At 61.1% G+C, this 19880-nt stretch carries 22 protein-coding genes; 10 read left to right on the forward strand and 12 right to left on the reverse strand.

What is annotated here, in order from left to right:
* The first annotated feature begins 1 nt into the window (after window position 1).
* A complete protein-coding gene (locus ACQRBV_RS24680; protein WP_060757208.1) occupies window positions 2-571 on the forward strand; it encodes a GNAT family N-acetyltransferase in 570 nt (189 codons plus the stop codon).
* Here the strand turns inward: ACQRBV_RS24680 and ACQRBV_RS24685 are convergent.
* Entirely contained in the window at window positions 568-1461 is an 894-nt protein-coding gene (locus ACQRBV_RS24685) for a LysR substrate-binding domain-containing protein (protein WP_060757134.1), read from the reverse strand. The two genes, ACQRBV_RS24680 and ACQRBV_RS24685, sit on opposite strands and share 4 nt — an antisense overlap.
* Before the next feature lie 146 nt (window positions 1462-1607).
* Here ACQRBV_RS24685 and gspG point away from each other — a divergent pair, with 146 nt between their 5' ends.
* Both gspG and ACQRBV_RS24695 read left to right on the forward strand, forming a co-directional pair.
* Window positions 1608-2057: a type II secretion system major pseudopilin GspG gene (gspG, locus tag ACQRBV_RS24690; protein WP_411985547.1), complete on the forward strand. Its 450-nt coding sequence runs from the start codon at window positions 1608-1610 to the stop codon at window positions 2055-2057.
* Window positions 2058-2160: 103 nt separating this feature from the next.
* Window positions 2161-2505 carry a hypothetical protein gene (locus ACQRBV_RS24695; RefSeq protein WP_198761899.1) on the forward strand — a complete coding sequence of 115 codons (345 nt, stop codon included), beginning with the start codon at window positions 2161-2163 and terminating at the stop codon, window positions 2503-2505.
* A 60-nt stretch (window positions 2506-2565) separates the two neighbouring features.
* Here the strand turns inward: ACQRBV_RS24695 and ACQRBV_RS24700 are convergent, their stop codons facing one another.
* Complete coding sequence (locus ACQRBV_RS24700) at window positions 2566-2802, reverse strand: hypothetical protein (protein ID WP_017136925.1); 237 nt, start codon at window positions 2800-2802, stop codon at window positions 2566-2568.
* 236 nt (window positions 2803-3038) lie between these two features.
* Between ACQRBV_RS24700 and ACQRBV_RS24705 the strand changes: the two genes are divergently transcribed.
* Window positions 3039-3596 carry an NADPH-dependent FMN reductase gene (locus ACQRBV_RS24705; protein ID WP_104993451.1) on the forward strand — a complete coding sequence of 186 codons (558 nt, stop codon included), beginning with the start codon at window positions 3039-3041 and terminating at the stop codon, window positions 3594-3596.
* A 43-nt stretch (window positions 3597-3639) separates the two neighbouring features.
* Here ACQRBV_RS24705 and ACQRBV_RS24710 read toward each other — a convergent pair whose 3' ends face one another.
* A complete protein-coding gene (locus tag ACQRBV_RS24710; protein WP_411985546.1) occupies window positions 3640-4269 on the reverse strand; it encodes an FMN-dependent NADH-azoreductase in 630 nt (209 codons plus the stop codon).
* A 94-nt stretch (window positions 4270-4363) separates the two neighbouring features.
* Between ACQRBV_RS24710 and ACQRBV_RS24715 the strand changes: the two genes are divergently transcribed.
* A complete protein-coding gene (locus ACQRBV_RS24715) occupies window positions 4364-5218 on the forward strand; it encodes a LysR family transcriptional regulator (protein ID WP_244383719.1) in 855 nt (284 codons plus the stop codon).
* 3 nt (window positions 5219-5221) lie between these two features.
* On the opposite strand, the gene poxB is transcribed toward ACQRBV_RS24715, so the two are convergent.
* A complete protein-coding gene (gene poxB / locus ACQRBV_RS24720) occupies window positions 5222-6946 on the reverse strand; it encodes a ubiquinone-dependent pyruvate dehydrogenase (protein WP_411985545.1) in 1725 nt (574 codons plus the stop codon).
* Between the two features lie 361 nt (window positions 6947-7307).
* On the opposite strand from poxB, the gene ACQRBV_RS24725 reads away from it, so the two are divergent.
* Window positions 7308-8141 carry a hypothetical protein gene (locus tag ACQRBV_RS24725; RefSeq protein WP_411985544.1) on the forward strand — a complete coding sequence of 278 codons (834 nt, stop codon included), beginning with the start codon at window positions 7308-7310 and terminating at the stop codon, window positions 8139-8141.
* A gap of 80 nt (window positions 8142-8221) precedes the next feature.
* On the opposite strand, the gene ACQRBV_RS24730 is transcribed toward ACQRBV_RS24725, so the two are convergent.
* On the reverse strand, window positions 8222-8716 hold the full coding sequence (locus ACQRBV_RS24730) for a DUF934 domain-containing protein (RefSeq protein WP_090371510.1): 495 nt from the start codon (window positions 8714-8716) through the stop codon (window positions 8222-8224).
* On the reverse strand, window positions 8700-10358 hold the full coding sequence (locus ACQRBV_RS24735) for a nitrite/sulfite reductase (protein ID WP_060757127.1): 1659 nt from the start codon (window positions 10356-10358) through the stop codon (window positions 8700-8702). Before ACQRBV_RS24735 ends, ACQRBV_RS24730 begins: the two co-directional genes overlap by 17 nt.
* 423 nt (window positions 10359-10781) lie before the next feature.
* Here ACQRBV_RS24735 and ACQRBV_RS24740 point away from each other — a divergent pair, with 423 nt between their 5' ends.
* Window positions 10782-11843: an ABC transporter substrate-binding protein gene (locus tag ACQRBV_RS24740; protein WP_411985543.1), complete on the forward strand. Its 1062-nt coding sequence runs from the start codon at window positions 10782-10784 to the stop codon at window positions 11841-11843.
* Here ACQRBV_RS24740 and ACQRBV_RS24745 read toward each other — a convergent pair.
* Window positions 11840-12058: a DUF2970 domain-containing protein gene (locus tag ACQRBV_RS24745; RefSeq protein ID WP_060757125.1), complete on the reverse strand. Its 219-nt coding sequence runs from the start codon at window positions 12056-12058 to the stop codon at window positions 11840-11842. The genes ACQRBV_RS24740 and ACQRBV_RS24745 overlap by 4 nt on opposite strands.
* A gap of 524 nt (window positions 12059-12582) precedes the next feature.
* Entirely contained in the window at window positions 12583-12969 is a 387-nt protein-coding gene (locus tag ACQRBV_RS24750) for a DoxX family protein (protein ID WP_104993335.1), read from the reverse strand.
* 152 nt (window positions 12970-13121) lie between these two features.
* Here ACQRBV_RS24750 and ACQRBV_RS24755 point away from each other — a divergent pair, with 152 nt between their 5' ends.
* On the forward strand, window positions 13122-14120 hold the full coding sequence (locus ACQRBV_RS24755; RefSeq protein ID WP_060755398.1) for an NAD(P)H-quinone oxidoreductase: 999 nt from the start codon (window positions 13122-13124) through the stop codon (window positions 14118-14120).
* Here ACQRBV_RS24755 and ACQRBV_RS24760 read toward each other — a convergent pair whose 3' ends face one another.
* Both ACQRBV_RS24760 and ACQRBV_RS24765 read right to left on the reverse strand, forming a co-directional pair.
* Complete coding sequence (locus ACQRBV_RS24760; RefSeq protein WP_104993333.1) at window positions 14121-15245, reverse strand: alkene reductase; 1125 nt, start codon at window positions 15243-15245, stop codon at window positions 14121-14123.
* An 80-nt stretch (window positions 15246-15325) separates the two neighbouring features.
* Window positions 15326-16003: a type 1 glutamine amidotransferase domain-containing protein gene (locus ACQRBV_RS24765; RefSeq protein WP_090371834.1), complete on the reverse strand. Its 678-nt coding sequence runs from the start codon at window positions 16001-16003 to the stop codon at window positions 15326-15328.
* 157 nt (window positions 16004-16160) lie between these two features.
* On the opposite strand from ACQRBV_RS24765, the gene ACQRBV_RS24770 reads away from it, so the two are divergent.
* A complete protein-coding gene (locus ACQRBV_RS24770) occupies window positions 16161-17117 on the forward strand; it encodes a GlxA family transcriptional regulator (protein WP_104993331.1) in 957 nt (318 codons plus the stop codon).
* A 31-nt stretch (window positions 17118-17148) separates the two neighbouring features.
* Here the strand turns inward: ACQRBV_RS24770 and ACQRBV_RS24775 are convergent, their stop codons facing one another.
* On the reverse strand, window positions 17149-17655 hold the full coding sequence (locus ACQRBV_RS24775; RefSeq protein ID WP_060755402.1) for a GNAT family N-acetyltransferase: 507 nt from the start codon (window positions 17653-17655) through the stop codon (window positions 17149-17151).
* 374 nt (window positions 17656-18029) lie between these two features.
* Here ACQRBV_RS24775 and ACQRBV_RS24780 point away from each other — a divergent pair, with 374 nt between their 5' ends.
* Window positions 18030-18902 carry an undecaprenyl-diphosphate phosphatase gene (locus tag ACQRBV_RS24780; protein WP_090371838.1) on the forward strand — a complete coding sequence of 291 codons (873 nt, stop codon included), beginning with the start codon at window positions 18030-18032 and terminating at the stop codon, window positions 18900-18902.
* Here the strand turns inward: ACQRBV_RS24780 and ACQRBV_RS24785 are convergent.
* Window positions 18880-19860 carry a Dyp-type peroxidase gene (locus ACQRBV_RS24785; protein ID WP_060755404.1) on the reverse strand — a complete coding sequence of 327 codons (981 nt, stop codon included), beginning with the start codon at window positions 19858-19860 and terminating at the stop codon, window positions 18880-18882. The two genes, ACQRBV_RS24780 and ACQRBV_RS24785, sit on opposite strands and share 23 nt — an antisense overlap.
* Window positions 19861-19880: the final 20 nt, after the last annotated feature.

A 19880-nucleotide genomic window follows, 5' to 3' on the forward strand; every position in this document is an offset into this window, starting at 1 on the left:
GATGAACGTGAAGTATCCGGGGCTCAGTGTCCGCGTGGCCGACGAGGGCTTCGATGCCTATGTGTGGGGCAATGACTTCAGCTTTGAGGTCAGTGGCTACGGCCAGCCGCAGATGGGCAAGCGGGTTGACGAATGGCCTGTGGAGCGGATCCTGCCGTACCGCAAGTGCTATGGCATAGACCCGGAAGAGTTCGCCAGTTTCCGTAACGCCGCCGACAGCGCAGTCTTCATGGCTTACCTCGATGATCGGGCGGTAGGGCATATTGTGGTGAGCACCAACTGGAATGGCTTTGCCCATGTTGATGAGTTGGCGGTGGTCCTGTCTGCGCGTCGCCATGGTGTGGCCAAGGCGCTGCTGGATGTGGCGCAGTTCTGGAGCCGCAAGAAAAACCTGCCGGGCATGATGCTGGAAACCCAGAACAACAACCTCGGGGCCTGCCGCTTGTATGAGCGATGTGGCTATGTGATGGGGGGCGTCGACCACCTGCGCTATCGGGGCATTGATCCGCAAACCCGCGAAGTGGCGATCTTCTGGTACCGCTTGTTCAAGACGGAAACCGCAGCGTCCTAGCCTGCCAACAGGCCTTCTGCCTTCTGCGTGACAATCTCCAGCAACGCATTCAGGGCAGGGGCAGTCACGCTGTCCTTCAGGGTCAGCGCATACAGGCTGACCTGGATCGGCGGTGACAGCGGGCACGCGTCCAACCCTGCTTCCCGTGCGCCGAATGCGGTAAACGGGTCGACAATCGCCAAGCCTTCCCCGGCCTCCACCATGCTGCGCATCATCTGGTAGGTCTGTACGCGCGTCTGCACCACCGGCAACGGGCGCAGGGCTCGCAGCTTGGCGTCCAGCAGGCGGCTGAGCGGGTCCTGGCCTTCGAGACCGATCATCGACTGCCCCGCCAGGTCCTGCAGGGCAATGTACTTCTGCCTGGGTTTGAGCCAGCCATGGGGAGCGAGCAGTTGCAATTTGCCTTGGGCCAATACGGTGCTTTGAATTTGTGGATGTTCCGGGTCATGCAGGCTCAGGCCTACATCGGCCTCGTGCAACAACAGGCTCCTGACAATTTCCCGGGTCGGCAGGCTCGACAGGTTGCACGGCGTGTCCTGGAAGCGTCGGCGTAGCATGGCGATGCTTTGCGGCAGCAACTGGTTGGCCAGGGGCGGGGTGCACAGGGCGCGCAGGGTCGGCGCGTGATGGTGTTTCAACCGGTTGGCCAGGCGTTGCACCGGCTCCAGGGCCTCGTAGAGGTGGGCGATTTCGGCCTGCAGTTCCAGGGTCTCGCGCGTGGCTTGCAAGCGCCCACGCACACTGGCAAACAGCATGAAACCTAATTGCTGCTCGGCGTCTTTGAGCACGGCGTCTACATCGCCCACGGGGAGTTGCAACCATTCGGCGGCAGTGCCGAGGTGTCCGGTTTGCAAGATGGCCTGAATCACTTCGATATGACGTAAACGCATCGCCGGAGTCTAGGGTGCGCGCGACGGTGTTTCAATGGCCGGGGCAAAAGAGCGCATGTTGCGAGGGCATATCGGGTAATCATGCGTGCAACTGCAACGAGCAGGCCCTATAAAGAGCGTATTGATTTTATCAAGGAGGCGTACCCATGCGCGGACTGACCACAGTGGCGGGACCGTTGCACACCCAACGCGGTTATACGCGTTGGGCGGCATTGACGGTGGTGCTGGTCATCGGCCTGTTGGCCGTGGCCTTGGGGCCGCGGTTGTTTGGTGATGTGACCCTGGTCGAGATCGCCAGCGCCAAAGCCCAGGTGAGCCGGCTCGGTGAGGCCGTCGAACGCTTTCATCAAGATACCGGTCGCTATCCTGGCGATGAGGAGGGGCTTGAAGCGCTCATCCGGCAACCCGCCGGAGAGGCCAGCTGGAAGGGCCCTTATGTCGACGAGGCGTTGCTGACGGATCCTTGGGGTATTGCCTACCAGTATCACTATCCGTCGAGCCAGCCCAATACTCCCTTCGATCTGTTCTCCTTCGGCAAGGACCGCACGCTGGGCGGCGTCGGGGATAACAAGGATATTACCTACGGCGACCTCTGATACATCTGGCATAACCTGGCGACCTGATTAGAATGGTGCATCTGATCATCAACGACCAATGCCGATGACTCGGCACTTAAAACAACAACAGGTCTGGTCTCAAATGCCTCTACCCACGAACATCTTCGGGGTAACGGCCAAGCAACTCCTGGTACTGGCAACCCTGGGGTGTGCGGCTGCTTATCTCTTGAACAATCAAGAAGAACATTCACCTGAAACCCTGGCGCTCGAAGCGTTTATCCGTTCCCAGGAACAGGTGAGCGAGCGCGTCGGCGCCGTGCTGGAAATGGCGTTGGTCAGGCAGGTTGTGGCTTACCCCACCAACACTACATCGGGGTACAAGCGTTCGATGTTTGTCGTCGAGGGCGAGAGAGGGCAGTTGATGGTGACGCTCAAGCAAATGGACGGCGAGCCAGGGGTCGAGGTGACTGAGATGCGTAACCGGTGATCCGCCAGCCCAGTCAGTGGCAGCCAGGGCCAGGACTGAGCAGGTCGACCAGGCGAGATCTTATGAGGCGAGGGTGGTTTGCGATTCGCGCACGATGATCGTGCCCGACTGGATCAATTTGAATTCATCACCTTCCAGTTTTTCTACGCGGTCGCCAATGGCCAACTTGTAGGTTGTGGTAGGCGTCGAGCCAGCCTGGCTGTCCTGCGCCGGGTTGGATTCCTGGAACTCATGCACCGAATACACACGTCCTTCCGCGTCTCTGGCATGGAACTGTCCGACAAGTACTGCAGCCATCTGTTTAGAACCTCTGGAGATAAACACTCGATTTCGGTTCTGTAGACCGTCATGAAGCGGGGTAGTTTACCTATAAGAAAAAAATACTATTCGTTGAAGTTTTCAGACACTTCCTACGCACTTCCTGCGCATTGCGCGCTGCGGAAAACCTCTCGAGGATTATCACAACCTGCTGGTGATCACGCCGCGAAGGCTCTATAACTACACACTCCTTAGTCAGACGTCGGGAAAAATCAATGAGCAAGGTCTACACGGTTGCCGTCCTGGTGGGCAGCTTGAGAAAAGCCTCGATCAACCGCAAGGTCGCCCAGGCATTGGCTGAACTGGCCCCTGCCAACCTCAAGTTGAACATTGTCGAAATTGGCGATTTGCCGCTCTATAACGAGGATATCGACGGTGCTACACCGCCGGCAGCCTACAGTACTTTCCGTCAGCAGGTCAGTTCATCCGACGCGGTGTTGTTTGTGACCCCGGAATACAACCGTTCCGTGCCCGCGCCGTTGAAGAATGCCATCGACGTCGGTTCCCGCCCATACGGGCAAAGCGCCTGGAGTGGCAAGCCCGGGGCGATCATCAGCGTTTCGCCGGGTGCCATTGGTGGGTTTGGCGCCAACCATCATCTGCGCCAGTCCCTGGTGTTCCTCGACGTGCCCTGCATGCAGCAGCCGGAAGCCTACCTGGGTGGCGCGGGCAGCGTGTTTGACGAGGCGGGAAAACTCTCGGACAAGACCCGGCCGTTTCTGCAGGCGTTTATCGATGCCTTCGGCAAGTGGGTTGCCAAACAGCACGGCTGATGGCCTCGAACCCGGCCGACAAGGCCGGGTTTTTACTGAGGGTTCAGGTCAGTTGATCGGCCAGCAGCAGCGCCAGTGCGGTACTTTTCAGACGCGATGCCCGATCGACTTCCGGCCCCAGGATCGTCTTCTCCACATACAGTGAATGCACGTTCGTCACTCCAATAAAGCCGAGCCAGGCGTCCATGTACGGGCGCTGGAAATCCATGGCCTGGGCGTCCGGTGCAGAAAAGTCCATACCGCGTGCATACACATTGACGGCGGTCTTGTCCTGCAGCAAGCCTCGCAGGCCGTGCTCGGGGCTGAACTCGAACAGCACATCCTTCTGTGACACCACGTCGATAAAGTGCTTGAGCTTGTAGGGCACGGCGAAATTCCACAGGGGCACCGAAAACACCAGCACGTCAGCCTGATGCAGATAGGCGGCCAGGGATTTCAGCGCAGCCCAGGCGCCGGCCTGTTCCTCGGTCAAGGGCGTGCCGCTGAGACCGGCGTACTTGGCGTCCATGATCGCGCCATTGAACTCCGGAAGCTCCGGGGCCCATAGGTCCAGGGTGATCACCTCTGTATCCGGAGCATTGTGCTGATAGCGGGCGATAAATTGGCGGGCGACATCCAGGGACGCGGAGCGCTGTTTACGTGGGGAGCATTCGATGTGCAGGAGCGTGGTCATGATGGGCCTCGGGGCAGTTGACCCAGGCATTGCAACATAGTGATGATTGAAATATAAATCGTGTTTTAAGTGCTCATTAATCATTAATTAAAATATGTTCGACATCCTGCTACTCAAAACCTTCGTCGCTGTGGTGGATGAAGGTGGCTTCAGTCGCGCCGCGGCCCGCTTGCATCTCACGCAGTCGGCGGTGAGTGGTCATCTGCGGCGCCTGGAAGAGCAGGTCGGCAAGTCTCTGCTGATCCGCACCACGCGCGCCCAGCAACTGACGCCGGACGGCGCGCGGCTGATCGCTTATGCACGGGGCATTCTGGCGCTGAACCGGGATGCCTGGGCCGAGCTGACGCGCTCGGCCTGGGAAGGCAACCTGCGCCTGGGTGTTTCCGAGGAGTTTGCCGAAGCACGACTGCTGCGCGAATTGCAGGCCGCCGCCGCCGAGTACCCGGGCATGCAGATCAGCGTGCAAGTGGGCATTCCCGGTACGTTATTGGCCCTGATGAAGCAGGGCGAGCTCGACGTGGTGGTGGGATCGTTGTGCGAGTCCGGCGAGCCAGGCCTGGCCTTGTGGCAGGAGCCGCTCGTATGGGCCTGGTGCGCGCAGCCGCGTGCGGTGTTGCCGACGCCCCTGCCACTGGCGCTGTTTCCCGAGCCCTGCCCGTATCGAGAGGCGGCCCTGACCCGCCTGGCGCAGGCCAATATCACGCAGCGCACCGCCGTCCTGTGTACCAGCTATGCCGGGTTGCACGCCGCGGCGCTGGCCGGTTTTGCCATCGCGCCCATGGTTCGCAGCCAGGTCGGCGCGGGCTTGACGGTACTCGGTGCCGAGCACGGTTTACCCGCGCTGCCCGATGCGCAGTTTCGCCTGTTCAGTGCGCCGGATGCGGACCCACGCCTGGTTGAGGTGATCACCCAGGTGGTGGTCCGCTATGGCGCCGCTCCACGCAACTGAAGGTCAGCGCAACCAGTTGGTGCGCGCCAGCTCAATCACTTCATCGCCACGCCCGCTCATGACCGCCTTGAGCATGTACAGGCTGAAGCCCTTGGCCTGTTCCAGCTTGATACTCGGAGGCATCACCAGCTCCTGGGTAGCGGTGACAACATCTACCAGCACCGGGCCGTCATGGGCCAGGGCGCGGCGTAGTGCCGGTTCCAGGTCTTCGGATTGCTCCACGCGGATCCCCAGGATCCCCATGGCGTTGGACATGGCCGCGAAGTCCGGATTTTTCAGCTCGGTACCGGTATCGAGATAGCCCGCCGCTTTCATTTCCATGGCGACAAAACCCAGGGACGCGTTGTTGAACACAATGACTTTCACCGGCAGTTGCAGTTGTGCCAGTGAGATGAAGTCCCCCATCAGCATGGTGAACCCGCCGTCGCCGGACATCGAAATCACCTGGCGCCCAGGAAACGCCGCTTGGGCACCGATGGCCTGGGGCATGGCATTGGCCATGGAGCCGTGATTGAACGAGCCGATCAGGCGGCGCTTGCCATTCATTTTCAGGTAGCGGGCGGCCCAGACGGTCGGCGAGCCCACATCGGCGGTGAAGATTGCATCATCGTCCGCCAGTTCACTGAGCAAGCGGGCGACATATTGCGGGTGAATCGGGCGGTTGGCTTTTGACGGCTGCGCCAGGTCATCCAGCCCCTGGCGGGCTTTCTCGTAATGCTTCAACGAGGTGTCGAGAAAGCTGCGATCGGTCTTGCGGGTCAGGCGGGGCAGCAGTGCATCGATGGTTTCACCGACATCGGCGGCGATGCCCAGGTCCAGGGCGACACGACGTCCCAGGGCCTGGGCATTGCGGTCGACCTGAACGATGGTCGCGTCGGTCGGGTAGAACTGACGGTAGGGAAAGTCGGTGCCGAGCATGACCAGCGTGTCGCAGTTGAGCATGGCGTGGTAGCCCGAGCTGAAGCCGATCAAGCCGGTCATGCCCACGTCGAAGGGGTTATCCCATTCCACATGCTCCTTGCCGCGCAGGGCATGCACCACCGGCGCACCCAGGGCGTCGGCCAGCGCAACGACCTGGGCGTGGGCACCGGCACAGCCGCTGCCGCACAGCAGGGTCACTTTCTGGCTGCCCTGGAGCAGGTCGGTGAGGCGCTGCAGGTCCTGTTCGGCCGGTAGCGTGCGCGGCGCATGCAGGGCTGGCCAGGGCTTGAGCCGGTCTTCGACTTCCAGCAGCGACACATCCCCCGGAATCACCACCACGGCCACGCCCCGGTTGAGAATTGCCGAGCGCATGGCACGGTGCAGCACCTCGGGCATCTGCGCGGGGTTGCTCACCAGTTCGATGAAATGGCTGCACTCCTTGAACAGTTCCTGGGGATGGGTTTCCTGAAAGTAATTGAGGCCGATCTCCGAAGAGGGGATTTGCGCAGCGATAGCCAGTACCGGCACGTGATTACGATGGCAGTCGAACAGGCCATTGATCAGATGCAGGTTACCCGGCCCGCAACTGCCGGCGCATACCGTCAGCTCGCCGGTGACGGCGGCCTCGGCGCCGGCGGCGAACGCCGCGACCTCTTCGTGGCGTACATGCATCCATTCGATGCTGTCCATGCTGCGCAGAGCGTCAGTCAGGCCGTTGAGGCTGTCGCCAGTCAGGCCCCAGATACGCTTGATGCCCGCTTGCTCGAGTGTGGTCGCCAATTGCTGGGCCAGGTTGATTTTCGCCATGAAGCACTCCAATCGTCAGTGAGATGAAAAGCGTCTGATCAGAAGAGGACAGTTCAACCAGGGCGTATGTTCAGCTCGTTGTATGAAGCTTGTGTCATCTGTCCTGCAAAAACTCAGGCATTTGATGACATAACGTGTAGTCATGGAACTCTGGTTTTGTGCATGGCCACTGAGGAGATGAAGCGGCAGGGAGCCCTCTCCTAAACATGTCAGAGGTCTAGCTATGCGGTTATCCAGTCAGTCTGCTATTTCGTCACCGGTCCCAATGGTTCACCCGCAAACAACAGGCACTTCTGCTTCGGCGTTGCCTGACGTGCAGGTTCCAAACGTTTCGAATGTAACGCGGGATTCAACTCGCAATATGGAGCGCTCTACTCAATACCCTATGGCGAGCGAGGAAGAGATCCATACCAGAAACAGGCGTAGTTTGAAGCGGTTCAAGCGACCCAAGCCGCCTGTGGAGGCAGGCTCGGGCAAGCCACCTGTGTCATCTAAACCCCCCAAGCCGATTGTGTCTGCGTTGCCACCTGTGCCGCCGGTGCGCCCCAAGCCGATAACCAAGCTGAAAGGTACGCAGGCCTCTCTGGGGGACTCCCAGAAAATTGTCGGGTTGAACAAAAACAACGCGTTCCCACCACTCCCCAAGCAACTTGCCGCCAGCGCGCGCAGCGCCTTCGTGAATGCGGCGGTAGGCGGTCTGATCAATATCCCATTCACGGTGGGGGAGCATTTTGCGTCTAAAACCATTATTGCCAGGATTGAAGCGCAAGCCAAAATGCCAGGCGCCGAACAGGTCAACGCAAGCGGCGTCAAGACGACCGTAGACCCAGGCGCTACGGAACAGCAAAAAATTGAGGCGCGCCTGGAGAACAATGAAATAAAACTGGAGTTGATGGTCAATTCAATCCTGTCCATCAACGAAGGTCCAGACGCCCCGGCAGTGGGCAAGGGCCCTGGCGCGCCCACTGACACGGGCGGGCGTCTGGCCAATCTGGAAAAAACCATGGATGTTGTTGAGGCGCAGATGAAAGACATCGCGACTAGATACGGGCTTATTTACGAGCCGTATGTCACGCCCGCTTCATCCGAAACACCGACTGAGCAGTCTCGCCTGGAGGTCATCGAGCAGCGGTTGATCCATATGACCCGGATGCTCAAGCGGCTGGTCAAAGTTGCGGAAGCAGACGCTGAGTAGCGCCTGGGTTAAAGCAAGAAAAGCCAGGTGAAAAAAATGGGCACGCCGACGGGGTCGGGTGCCCATTTTTTCATTCAGGCTTAACGTCGACGAAACAGCGGCAGCGGTTCATCAGTTGCAGCCTGGTACGTCACCGAGAAATCCTTGAGGCTTTCCAGCGCTTCGTACGGGTCTTTGTCGGCGCGCAAGGCGAAGGCATCGAACCCGCAACGGTGCAGGTAGAACAGTTGGTCGCGCAGTACATCGCCAATCGCACGCAGTTCGCCTTTGTAACCGTAACGGTCACGCAGCAGACGGGCGTTGGAGTAGTTACGACCGTCGGTGAAGGCCGGGAAGTTCAGGGCGATGACCTGGAAGTGTTCCACGTCCTCGCCGATCTCTTCGGCTTCTTCATCGGCGTCCAGCCACACGCCCAGGCCACCGTCGCGGGCCTTGAGGGCGTGGCCGTGTTCGCGCCACAGGGCCAACGGCACGATCAGGTCGTCGCAGTTGGAGATGCCGTCGAAGCTCGCGTCCTTGGGCAGCAGGTGCCAGGTTTCGTCGACGACTTGGTTGTTCTTAATGATTCGCTGCATAGACGCGCTCCTTGAACAGGTCGATGCCGATGCGCTGGTAGGTGTCGATGAAACGCTCATCTTCGGTACGCTGTTCGATGTACACATCGATCAGTTTGCCGATCACCTCGGGCATGGCTTCCTGGGCGAAGGACGGGCCGAGGATCTTGCCCAGGCTCGCATCACGGCTGGCACTGCCGCCCAGGGACACTTGATAGAATTCTTCGCCTTTCTTGTCCACGCCCAGGATGCCGATGTGACCGACGTGGTGGTGACCACAGGCGTTCATGCAGCCGGAGATGTTCAGGTCCAGCTCGCCGATGTCGAACAGGTAGTCCAGGTCGTCGAAACGGCGTTGGATCGATTCGGCAATCGGGATCGACTTGGCGTTGGCCAGGGAGCAGAAATCGCCACCGGGGCAGCAGATGATGTCGGTCAGCAGGCCGATATTCGGCGTGGCGAAGCCGCTTTCGCGCAGCTCGCCCCATAGCGTGAACAGTTGGCTCTGCTCAACGTCGGCGAGAATGATGTTCTGCTCGTGGGAGGTGCGCAGTTGGCCGAAACTGTAGCGGTCGGCCAGGTCGGCGACGGCGTCCAGTTGCTTGTCGGTGATATCACCCGGCGCAACGCCGGTCGGTTTCAGCGACAGGGTCACCGCCACATAGCCCGGCTGCTTGTGCGCCAGGGTGTTGCGGGCACGCCAGCGGGCGAAGCCAGGGTGTTGCTGGTCGAGGGCGGCGAATTCGGCGTCCTGGTTGGCCAGGGCCTTGTACTCGGGGTCAACGAAGTGCTTGGCCACGCGGTGGACTTCGGCTTCGGTCAGGGTGGTCTGGCCGCCGCGCAGGTGTTCCATTTCGGCGTCGACTTTCTGGGCAAATACCTCAGGGGTCAGCGCCTTGACCAGGATCTTGATCCGGGCCTTGTATTTGTTGTCACGACGGCCGTAGCGGTTGTAGACCCGCAGGATGGCGTCGAGGTAGCTCAACAGGTCCTGCCACGGCAGGAACTCGTTGATGAATGCGCCGACCACCGGGGTACGGCCCAGGCCGCCACCCACCAGCACACGGAAGCCCAGCTCGCCGGCTGCGTTGTACACCGGCTCCAGGCCGATATCGTGCACTTCGATCGCTGCGCGGTCCGAGGTCGAGCCATTGATGGCGATCTTGAACTTGCGCGGCAGGTAGGCGAATTCGGGGTGGAAGGTGGTCCATTGGCGGACGATTTCACACCAGGGGCGCGGGTCGATCAGTTCGTCGGCCGCTACACCGGCAAATTGGTCGGTGGTGACGTTGCGCAGGCAGTTACCGCTGGTCTGAATGGCGTGCATCTGCACGGTGGCCAGTTCAGCCAGGATGTCCGGCACATCTTCCAGCGCCGGCCAGTTGAACTGTACGTTCTGGCGCGTACTGATGTGGGCATAGCCCTTGTCGTAGTCGCGGGCAATCTTGGCCATCATGCGCACCTGGCGCGAAGTCAGCTGGCCATAGGGCACGGCCACCCGCAGCATCGGCGCAAAGCGCTGAACATAAAGGCCATTTTGCAGGCGCAGAGGGCGGAACTCTTCTTCGCTCAGTTCACCTGCCAGATAGCGTCGGGTCTGATCACGGAACTGCTTGACGCGGTCCTCGATGATGCGCTGATCGTATTCGTCGTATACGTACATATAGGTCCTGTTCTCGGCAAATCTGCGCGCACGGCCGCGCACTCCCAACGGAGCCGGCGCACGATACCAGTTTGCGTTTATGCGCAAAAGTGATGTTTGAGTATATGTAAATAACCAAATTGACTAATGAGAACGGTTATCGCGATACCCACATTTGTCATGCGGGCAATCATGAACTTTACTGTGGTCGAGTCTTAGTGCAGTCACCTATAAAACCGACAAGAGGCGATGCGATGAGCAATTCTACAAAGGCCCGTAAACCTGACAGTACCGTTGATGCCTGGGCGATTTTGTTTTTGATCGTTCTGGTGGTGGGCACCGCAGTATTCTGGGTGAGCCACCAGTAAAAAGGCTGTCGCTGAGCCTCGATTGACTGTCGCAATGCCACTATCATGGCGGTCAATGCTCAAGGCTCGGACAACCATGTTGAAGGTTCTGATTACGTGTGTGTGGTTGCTGGGGGCGGCGTACGGGACGATGGCCCAGGCCGCGTCGGTGGTGTTTCTCAATCCCGGCCTGTCGACGGAAACCTTCTGGGTCAGTTATGCGCAATTCATGCAGGCCGCGGCCAAGGACCTCGGCCTGGATTTGCGCGTGCGTTATTCCGAGCGCGACACTCGCAACACCCTGGCCCAGGCCCGGGAAGCGCTGCAAGGCGCCGAGCGCCCCGACTACCTGGTGCTGGTCAACGAACAGTACGTCGCCCCGCAGATTCTGCGCATGGCCCAAGGCAGTGGGGTCAAGTTATTGCTCGTGAATAACGCGCTGACGGCTGATCAGGCGCAAATGCTCGGCAGCGGCGTCAATTGGCTCGGCAGTATGGTGTCCAACGACGAGCAGGCCGGTTACCTGATGCTCAACGACCTGCTGCGTGCTCACGGCCCGGCGGCGCCTGGCGAGACCATAGAGCTGTTGGCATTCTCCGGCGTCAAGACCACCCCGGCGGCCTTGCTGCGTGAACAGGGCCTGCGTCGCGCTCTGGCCGAACACCCGCAGGTGCGCCTGCGCCAGCTGGTCTATGGCGAGTGGAACCGCCAGCGCGCCTATGAGCAGGCCACGCTGCTATTCAAGCGCTACCCGCAGACGACGCTGGTGTGGTCGGCCAATGACGAGATGGCGCTGGGCGCGATGCAGGCCCTGCAAGACAGCGGCCGCGTACCCGGTAGGGACGTGCTGTTCAGTGCGCTCAACAGCTCGCCGGAGGTCTTGAACGCGCGCCTGGACGGGCGGCTGACAACCTTGGTGGCCGGGCATTTTACCCTGGGCGGTTGGGCGATGGTGTTGATCAATGATGATGCCAAGGGCGTCGACATCAATGCCCATGGCGGGCGCGACCGCCAGGAAGCGCTATTCCAACTGATCGATACCGCCCAGGCCCGACGTTTGCTCGAGCCTATGGCAAAGGTGGATTTCCGTACACTGTCCGCCGTCGACAAGCCGGCTTCCTACCGTTACCCCTTCAGCCTGCAACTGCTGTTGCGCTAGACGCCGGCCAGGTGCAGCACGAGCTTGACGATACCGAACAAGGTCAAGGCAAACACCACGGTAAACAGAATGCCCAGCGCTACAAAGTGGCTGGGCTTGCCGTGGGTAAAGTCCCGGGCGCGGTTCTTGCCGCTCTGTACGCCGAAGGCGGCAGCCACGACGCTGTGAAGCATCTGCCAGAAGGTAGGAGGCTTGTTGTTGACTGGATCGTCCATACATCCCTCGACACAAGGTGTGTGAGAGATAGCATAGCCGCTGGCGGGTTGTAGTGAGCGGGCTTGCCCTAATGCCAGTCAGTCAAGCGATAGAACGGACGATGAATAACTTGTGGGAGGGGGCTTGCTCCCGATGAGGGTGTGTCAGCCAGCAGTTTATCGACTGACTCACCGCTATCGGGAGCAAGCCCCCTCCCACAGTGACAGCGTTAAGCCTTGACTGACTGGCATTAGGGTTATGCACGCCCAGGCATTGAATGAAGATCTGCTGGCGTTCCTGAACCGCTGAAACACCGTCTCCTTATTTGGTCGGGCTCGCCCTGATGCCAGTCAGTCAAGCGATAGAACGGACGATGAATAACTTGTGGGAGGGGGCTTGCTCCCGATGAGGGTGTGCCAGTCAGCAATTTACCGACTGACTCACCGCTATCGGGAGCAAGCCCCCTCCCACAGTGACAGCGTTAAGCCTTGACTGACTGGCATTAGGGCTTGCCCGGCCCTTTTTTTATTCAGGACCTTTTTATTCACGCCCAATGCCGACCCAACGCCAAACGGCCCGGCCCACTGATCAACACGCTGGTGAAGATGATCAGCAGCAACCAGCCGAACTGCCCCTCGAACAGCGTCCACTCAGGATGCACCACCAACATCGCAATCAGCAGCACAGCCAGGATCGGCAAGCACGCCAGGCGGGTCAGCACCCCGGCGATGATCAGCAACGGGCACAGCACCTCGGCGAAGATCGCCAACAGCAAGGTGAGATTGGCGCCCAAGTGAAAAGGGTCCTCGATCAATTTCAGCTGCGCGCTGTAGTCCAGCAACTTCGGCAAACCATGGACCCACAGCAGGAACAACGCCCCGCTGACGCGCAAAAACAGCAGCCCGATGTCCTGATGTCTTGATTCGTTCATACGCACCTCGTGTCTAGGGAAACCAAGACGATTGTCTTGCAGCCACCGCCCATTGGCTTGCAGCCATGTGCTCACATGAAAGGGTTCCGATTGAATCAACGGCCGCGTAAGGTAGTCCCACTTCATAGGTCCACGACTACAGGAATCGCACGATGTCCCTGCCTCAAGACATGACGTTGATTGAAATCACCAGCCCTGGCGCCCCCGAGGTGCTCAAGCCACGTTCGGCACCGGTGCCCGCCCCGGCCGCCGGCGAAATCCTGATCCGCGTGCATGCCGCCGGGGTCAACCGCCCCGACGCCCTGCAACGCGCCGGCAAGTACCCGATGAAACCTGGCATGAGCCCGATTCCTGGCCTTGAAGTGGCGGGTGAGGTGGTGGCGCTGGGCGACGGCGTGACGACCTACGCCCTGGGCGACAAGGTGTGCGCGCTGACCAATGGCGGCGGCTACGCGCAATATTGCAGCGTGCCTGCCAGCCAGGCGTTGCCGGTCCCCGACGGCATGGACTGGATTCATGCCGCCGCCATCCCGGAAACCTTCTTCACGGTGTGGGCCAACCTGTTCGGCCTGGGCGGTGCGCACAAGGGCCAGCGTGCCTTGATCCACGGCGGCACCAGCGGCATCGGCACCACCGCGTTGATGCTGTGTCGCGAATTCGGCATCCAGGCCTTTGCCACCGCCGGCAGCGCCGACAAATGCGCCGCCATCACCCAGCTGGGAGCCGAGGCGATCAATTATCGCGAGCAGGATTTCGCTCAGGTCATCGCCGAAAAAACCGGCGGCCAAGGGGTGAATGTGGTGCTCGACATCATGGGCGCCTCTTACCTCAACAACAACCTCAAGGCCCTGGCGATGGACGGCCGCCTGGTGATGCTGGGCTTCCTCGGCGGCGGCAAGGCCAATGACGTCGACCTGCTGACCATCCTGGCCAAGCGCGCCAACATCACCGGCTCGCTGCTGCGCCCGCGCACCCGCGAAGAGAAAGCCGCGATTGCCGAGCAGTTGCGCGAACACGTCTGGCCGGCGCTGTCAGCGGGACGTTGCGTGCCGATGATCGACCAGGTGTTCGATTACACCGAGGCCGCCCAAGCCCATGCGCGGATGGAAGGTGGCGACCATATTGGCAAGATCGTGTTGCGGGTCGCCTGACTATTCGGCGTAGGCCGGGTAATCGGTGTACCCCGCCTGCGTCCCGCCATACAAGCCTTCGGCCCGCAGCGGATTCAGCGGCCAGCCGTTGAAGATCCGCTGCGGCAGGTCCGGGTTGGCAATGAACGGACGTCCGAACGCGATCAGGTCCGCCAGGCCTGCTTCGACCAGCCGTGCACCGCGTTCAGCGGTGTAGCGGCCGGCGTAAATGATGCGGCCGCTGAAGGTGCTGCGCACGGCTTCACGGAAGGTGTCGGGCAGGTCCGGCGCGTTGTCCCAATCCGCCTCGGCGATTGATACATAGGCAACCCCCGACGCCTCCAGCACCTTGATCGCTTCGATGTAGGTGTGATGCGGATCGTCTTCCACCAGGCCGATATACACCCGCTCCTGCTGCGTGCCGCTGAACAGCGGCGAGAAACGCACACCGAGGCGCTGCGGCCCGACCACGGCACTCACGGCCTCGACGATTTCCCGCAGGAAACGCAAGCGATTGTGCAGCGAGCCACCGTACTCGTCGTCACGCTGGTTGGCATGGGCGGAGATAAACTGATTGACCAGGTAACCATTGGCGGCGTGGATCTCCACACCGTCGAAGCCCGCATCCAGGGCATTGCGGGCGGCCTGGGCGTAATGCCCCACCAGTTCCTCGATTTCCAACACGCTCAACGCGCGTGGTACGGGCGGTTGCACCAGCTCCCCCGTGCCCGGCCCGGTGGCAATAAAGGCTTTCGCTTGTTGGGCAGCGATGGCGGACGGCGCAACCGGAGCGGCGCCATCCGGTTGCAGCGCGTTATGCGAGACGCGGCCGACGTGCCACAACTGCGCAAAGATCACCGCGCCTTCGGCATGGACCGCGTCGGTGACGGTGCGCCAGCCGTCGATCTGCGCCGGGGTGTAGATACCCGGCGTCCACGCATAGCCCTGGCCTCGGGGCTCGATCTGCGTACCCTCGCTGATCATGAAACCGGCGCTGGCGCGCTGGCGGTAATACTCGGCCATCAGCGCGGTGGCGATGTCGCCGGGTTGTGCGCTGCGTTGGCGCGTCAAGGGGGGCAGCACGATGCGGTTGTTCAAGGTGTGGTTGCCCAACTTGATCGGGGCATTCAAAACACTGTGGATCATCAGCAAGATTCCAGATTCAGCACGAACGAAAGCCTTGGCGACCCTTGAGGGTCGCCAATTCAATAGAGAGGTTGAGTGAGTTAAGCGGTGAGTTTCAGCAGGGCCTTGGCCGCATCACTGGAGCTGGCCGGGTTCTGCCCGGTGACCAGCAAACCGTCCTGGAGCACAAAAGACTGCCAGTCGGCGCCTTTTTCATAGTGGCCGCCGAGGGCCTTGAAATCATCTTCAACCAGAAACGGCACCACGTCGGTCAGGCCCACGGCCGCCTCTTCCGAATTGGAGAAGCCGGTCACTCGGCGGCCCTTGACCAGCGGCTCGCCGTTCACCGCCTTGACGTGGCGCAGCGCGCCCGGCGCGTGGCAGACAAAACCGATGGGCTTGCCGGCGCGTTCGAACGACTCGATCAGTGCGATGGACGTCGGCGACTCAGCCAGATCCCACAGCGGGCCATGGCCGCCGGGGTAGAACACCGTGTCGAAGTCTGCGGCCTTGACCGTGTCCAGGCGTAGGGTGCTGGCCAGGGCTTGTTGCGCTGCCGGGTCCGCCGCAAAACGGCGCGTCTGCTCGGTTTGCGCATCCGGTTGATCGCTCACCGGGTCCAGCGGCGGCTGGCCACCGGCCGGGGATGCCAGTACCACCTCGGCACCGGCGTCTTTGAATACGTAATAGGGTGCAGCAAACTCTTCAAGCCAGAAGCCGGTTTTCTTGCCGGTATCGCCAAGCTGGTCGTGAGAGGTCAGTACCATCAATACTTTCATCGTTCAGTGCCTCGGGATGTCTGTGGGTTGAAGCTTATGAGCCGGGTGGTTGCCGCACAACGTCATATCCGCAAGGTTTTCGGACATGCCACAGTGGCAGTTGCCGTTTGCCCGCCATCCACCGACAATCCCTCGCCCCTGCCCCTGGAGAAACACGATGCATAGCGTCGCGCTGCTGGTTTACCCGAACTTCCAATCCCTGAGCCTCAGCCTGGCCTCGGTGTTCGAGTGTGCAAACCTGCTCCAGGGCGAGCCGGTCTATGAGTTCCATCTGGTGTCGGAGCATGGCGGTGCCGTGATGACGTCCCAGGGCTTTTCGGTCAATACCACGCCGATGCGGCCGCAGGGCTATGACACGTTGATCGTCAGCGGTTATCTGGAGTTCCAATTACCCGAGGCCAACTTGCCGGCCCTGGTCAAGAGCGCCTCCGCGCAGTCGCGACGGATCGCTTCGCTGTGCATGGGCATCTTCGTGCTGGCCGAAGCCGGGCTGCTCGACGACAAGCGCGCCGCCACCCATTGGATTCACGCCCCGGCCTTCCGCAAGCGCTACCCCCACATCCACCTGGAAGAAGACAAGCTGTTTGTCGTCGATGGCCAAGTGTGGACCGGCGCCGGCATGAGTGCCGGTGTGGACCTGGCGCTGGCCATGGTCGAGAACGACCTGGGCAGCGACCTGGCCCGGCGTATCGCACGCAAACTGGTGATCGCCCAACGCCGTGGCAGCGAGCAGTCGCAATTGTCGGCACTGCTGGAACTGGACCCCAAGTCCGACCGCGTGCAACTGGCCCTGGCCTATGCCCGCGAGAACCTGACCCATGACTTGTCCGTGGAAGCCCTGGCCGACGTGGCGCGGCTCAGCCCACGCCAGTTCAGCCGGGTGTTTCGTGAAGAAACCGGGCAAACCCCGGCCAAGGCCATCGAGTCCCTGCGGGTGGAGGCGGCCCGGGCCTTGATGGAAACCAGCCGTCACCCGGTCGAAGTGGTGGCCCGCGAAACCGGCTTCGGGGATCGCGAGCGCATGCGCCAGGCGTTCCTGCGCGCGTTCGGGCAACCGCCGCAGGCGATGCAGCAGCTGCTGTTCGCGACACACTCGGGCAGCACCCGCGCCTGATCGCCGGGCATCTCGACGCTCAACCCTGCTGTCAGTGCAGCGCTGCCCGTGTGATCAGGTAACTCACCAACTGCGGTTCATCGTCCAGCTCGAGGGTTTGCACCGGGCGCGGCAGGTTATCCAGCACATTGCGCCAAAACGCCTGGGCCACTTCGTCCTGGTCATAGAAACGCAGCAGCCAATTGGCCTCGCCGCTGCACAGCACCTGGGTGGCGATGGCGCGGCCGATGCCTTTGCGGCGATAGCGCTTGAGGATGAACAGGTCGGCCAGTTCCAGGGCATCGATGCCCGGCAACTCGCTGCCTTCGATCAGCAGGAAACCGGCGATGTAGCCGTCGACCAGTAGCAGGTTGGCGCTCCACTGCGGGTCTTGCCAGTAACGGGCCAGGTGTTCGTCGTGGATGTAGAAACGACCGTCCGCTTCGACATCTTCCTGCTCCCAGTCCGAGGACTCGTAGGCGTAGTACTGGTAGAGATTGCGGATCAGCTCGGCTTCGTCGGGGCCGGTCTGGATCAGTTCGACGGTGGTTTCAGGCATGGGGCTCTCAGTGAAAAAACACAGGGCGCCATTGTTCACAAAACCCGCAGGCAGGCCAATACATTGTCCAACCTTTCTGTTGGCTGAACCGATTGCGTATTTATCCAGCCCCGGCCAAAATCCTGAAACATTTAGAATAAACTTTGCCAATTACCCTAATGCCTGTCAGTTAAGCGATAGAGCAGACGATGGATAACCTGTGGGAGGGGGCTTGCTCCCGATGGCCTGCGTAGCAGGCCCATTTTTGAGGCCGCTGCGCGGCCTATCGGGAGCAAGTCGAATCGTCGCACCGCCCCTCCCACAATGACCGCGTTAAGCCTTAACTGACTGGCATTAGCCAATTACGCCGCCCTTTTTATTCAAGGACACCTATTTTGACGAACGTTTGTACCGCTGGCCTTGACGTAGGTTTTGCCTCCCTGGACTACCTGCAGATCTTCATCCTGGGCGTGATCCAGGGCATTACCGAACTCTTGCCGGTGTCGTCCACCGCCCACATGCGTGTGGTGCCGGCACTGCTCGGCTGGCAAGACCCCGGCTCGGCGTTTTCCGCTGCGATGCAGTTGGCGGCCCTGGCGGCGGTGGTCAGTTACTTCTGGCGCGATGTGCGCCAGGTCACCACCGGCAGCATCAGCGCGGTGCGCCGCGGTGACTACAACGACCGCTGGTTCAAGTTGGCCGTGGCGATTGTGCTGGCAACCATTCCGATCGGCATCGCCGGCCTGGCGCTGTCTTCCACCCTGAACGCCTGCAACTCGCCGTTGCGTGGCTTGATGGTGATCGGCATTTCCTGCGTGGTCATGGCCGTGTTGCTGGCGGTGGCCGAGGTGCGGGCTCGCCATACCCGGGAAGTGAGCGAAATGCGCCTGCGTGACGCCTTGATCGTGGGTATTGCGCAGATCGGCGCGTTGATCCCAGGCGTATCGCGTTCGGGCTCGACCCTGACCGCCGCGCTGTTTCTCAACTTCAAGCGTGAAGAAGCCGCACGCTTTTCCTTCCTGCTGGGCCTGCCGGCCATTGCGCTGGCCGGTTTGAAGGAACTGTGGGTGCTGCTGCACGCCGAGATGCCGGCCCATGCCTGGTCGCACTTGCTCTTCGGGCTGGTGGTTGCCAGCGTGTCGGCGTTCTTTGCGATCTGGGGCCTGATGAAGTTCCTGGAGCGGTTCTCCACCTGGCCGTTCGTGATCTACCGCGCGCTGTTGGGGGTTTTCCTGATTGTGGCGGTCAGCACGGGGTTGTTGGGCTAAGACCGGGTTCGCGGTCGGCCAGCTCCTCGAGCAGGTCGGCCGACGGCACAAAAAACAGGCTCCCGGTGACGGCCGTGCTGAAGTCCAGTAAGCGGTCATAGTTGCCGACCGGACGGCCGACGAACATGTTTTCCAGCATCTGCTCCAGCGGCTGCGGCGAACGCGCATAGCCGATGAAGTAGGTGCCGAACTCCCCGGCGCCGGGGCGTCCGAAAGGCATGTTGTCGCGCAGGATTTTCACTTCTTCGCCGTTTTCGTCGGTGATCACCGTCAGCGCGCTGTGGGAGTTGGTCGGCTTGGTCTCGTCATCCAGCTCAATGTCCGCCAACTTGGTGCGCCCGATCACCTTTTCCTGGGCTTCCACCGTCAGGCCGTTCCAGGCCGTCATGTTGTGCAGGTATTTCTGCACCAGCACGTAGCTGCCACCGCTGAAACCCGGGTCTTCGTCGCCGACGAGGGCGAACGCCTCGGCTTTGCGCCCCACCGGGTTCTCGGTGCCGTCGACAAACCCGATGATGCTGCGCATATCGAAGTAACGGAAACCCTGGACCTCATCCACGACTTTCACGCTGTCGCCCAAGGCCGCCATCAACTGGGTGGCCAGCTCGAAGCACAGGTCCATCTGATCGGCGCGGATGTGCAGGAGAATATCCCCTGGCGTGGCCACCGCCTTGCGCCCTTCTACACCGAACTCACGAAACGGATGCAATGCCGCCGGGCGCGGCGCGCCGAACAATCGGTCCCACGCCTGGGAGCCAAACCCGCACACACAGGTGAGGTTGCCCGACGGTACGCGCTTGCCCACCGAACGCACCAGGCCGGCGATATCGGCGCACCAGGCGCGCACGCTGTCGACGTTACCGGGTGCGAGGGTGGCGACCATGAAAATCGCGCTGCTGGTGATCGGGTGGCAAACAGACTGCGGCTCCAGGGGCGGCCGTACTGGGCAGGTTTTCATGATGAGGTTCCACAGGCTAA

Origin of the sequence: Pseudomonas sp. R11F (assembly GCF_050312575.1) — a bacterium.
Lineage (GTDB): Bacteria > Pseudomonadota > Gammaproteobacteria > Pseudomonadales > Pseudomonadaceae > Aquipseudomonas > Aquipseudomonas palleroniana.

Excerpts from the sequence above, each read along its gene's own strand:
- ACQRBV_RS24680 (WP_060757208.1), top strand. The coding sequence starts at position 2 with ATGAACGTGAAGTATCCGGGGCTCAGTGTCCGCGTGGCCGACGAGGGC.
- ACQRBV_RS24685 (WP_060757134.1), bottom strand. The coding sequence starts at position 1,461 with ATGCGTTTACGTCATATCGAAGTGATTCAGGCCATCTTGCAAACCGGA.
- gspG (WP_411985547.1), top strand. The coding sequence starts at position 1,608 with ATGCGCGGACTGACCACAGTGGCGGGACCGTTGCACACCCAACGCGGT.
- ACQRBV_RS24695 (WP_198761899.1), top strand. The coding sequence starts at position 2,161 with ATGCCTCTACCCACGAACATCTTCGGGGTAACGGCCAAGCAACTCCTG.
- ACQRBV_RS24700 (WP_017136925.1), bottom strand. The coding sequence starts at position 2,802 with ATGGCTGCAGTACTTGTCGGACAGTTCCATGCCAGAGACGCGGAAGGA.
- ACQRBV_RS24705 (WP_104993451.1), top strand. The coding sequence starts at position 3,039 with ATGAGCAAGGTCTACACGGTTGCCGTCCTGGTGGGCAGCTTGAGAAAA.
- ACQRBV_RS24710 (WP_411985546.1), bottom strand. The coding sequence starts at position 4,269 with ATGACCACGCTCCTGCACATCGAATGCTCCCCACGTAAACAGCGCTCC.
- ACQRBV_RS24715 (WP_244383719.1), top strand. The coding sequence starts at position 4,364 with ATGTTCGACATCCTGCTACTCAAAACCTTCGTCGCTGTGGTGGATGAA.
- poxB (WP_411985545.1), bottom strand. The coding sequence starts at position 6,946 with ATGGCGAAAATCAACCTGGCCCAGCAATTGGCGACCACACTCGAGCAA.
- ACQRBV_RS24725 (WP_411985544.1), top strand. The coding sequence starts at position 7,308 with ATGGAGCGCTCTACTCAATACCCTATGGCGAGCGAGGAAGAGATCCAT.
- ACQRBV_RS24730 (WP_090371510.1), bottom strand. The coding sequence starts at position 8,716 with ATGCAGCGAATCATTAAGAACAACCAAGTCGTCGACGAAACCTGGCAC.
- ACQRBV_RS24735 (WP_060757127.1), bottom strand. The coding sequence starts at position 10,358 with ATGTACGTATACGACGAATACGATCAGCGCATCATCGAGGACCGCGTC.
- ACQRBV_RS24740 (WP_411985543.1), top strand. The coding sequence starts at position 10,782 with ATGTTGAAGGTTCTGATTACGTGTGTGTGGTTGCTGGGGGCGGCGTAC.
- ACQRBV_RS24745 (WP_060757125.1), bottom strand. The coding sequence starts at position 12,058 with ATGGACGATCCAGTCAACAACAAGCCTCCTACCTTCTGGCAGATGCTT.
- ACQRBV_RS24750 (WP_104993335.1), bottom strand. The coding sequence starts at position 12,969 with ATGAACGAATCAAGACATCAGGACATCGGGCTGCTGTTTTTGCGCGTC.
- ACQRBV_RS24755 (WP_060755398.1), top strand. The coding sequence starts at position 13,122 with ATGTCCCTGCCTCAAGACATGACGTTGATTGAAATCACCAGCCCTGGC.
- ACQRBV_RS24760 (WP_104993333.1), bottom strand. The coding sequence starts at position 15,245 with ATGATCCACAGTGTTTTGAATGCCCCGATCAAGTTGGGCAACCACACC.
- ACQRBV_RS24765 (WP_090371834.1), bottom strand. The coding sequence starts at position 16,003 with ATGAAAGTATTGATGGTACTGACCTCTCACGACCAGCTTGGCGATACC.
- ACQRBV_RS24770 (WP_104993331.1), top strand. The coding sequence starts at position 16,161 with ATGCATAGCGTCGCGCTGCTGGTTTACCCGAACTTCCAATCCCTGAGC.
- ACQRBV_RS24775 (WP_060755402.1), bottom strand. The coding sequence starts at position 17,655 with ATGCCTGAAACCACCGTCGAACTGATCCAGACCGGCCCCGACGAAGCC.
- ACQRBV_RS24785 (WP_060755404.1), bottom strand. The coding sequence starts at position 19,860 with ATGAAAACCTGCCCAGTACGGCCGCCCCTGGAGCCGCAGTCTGTTTGC.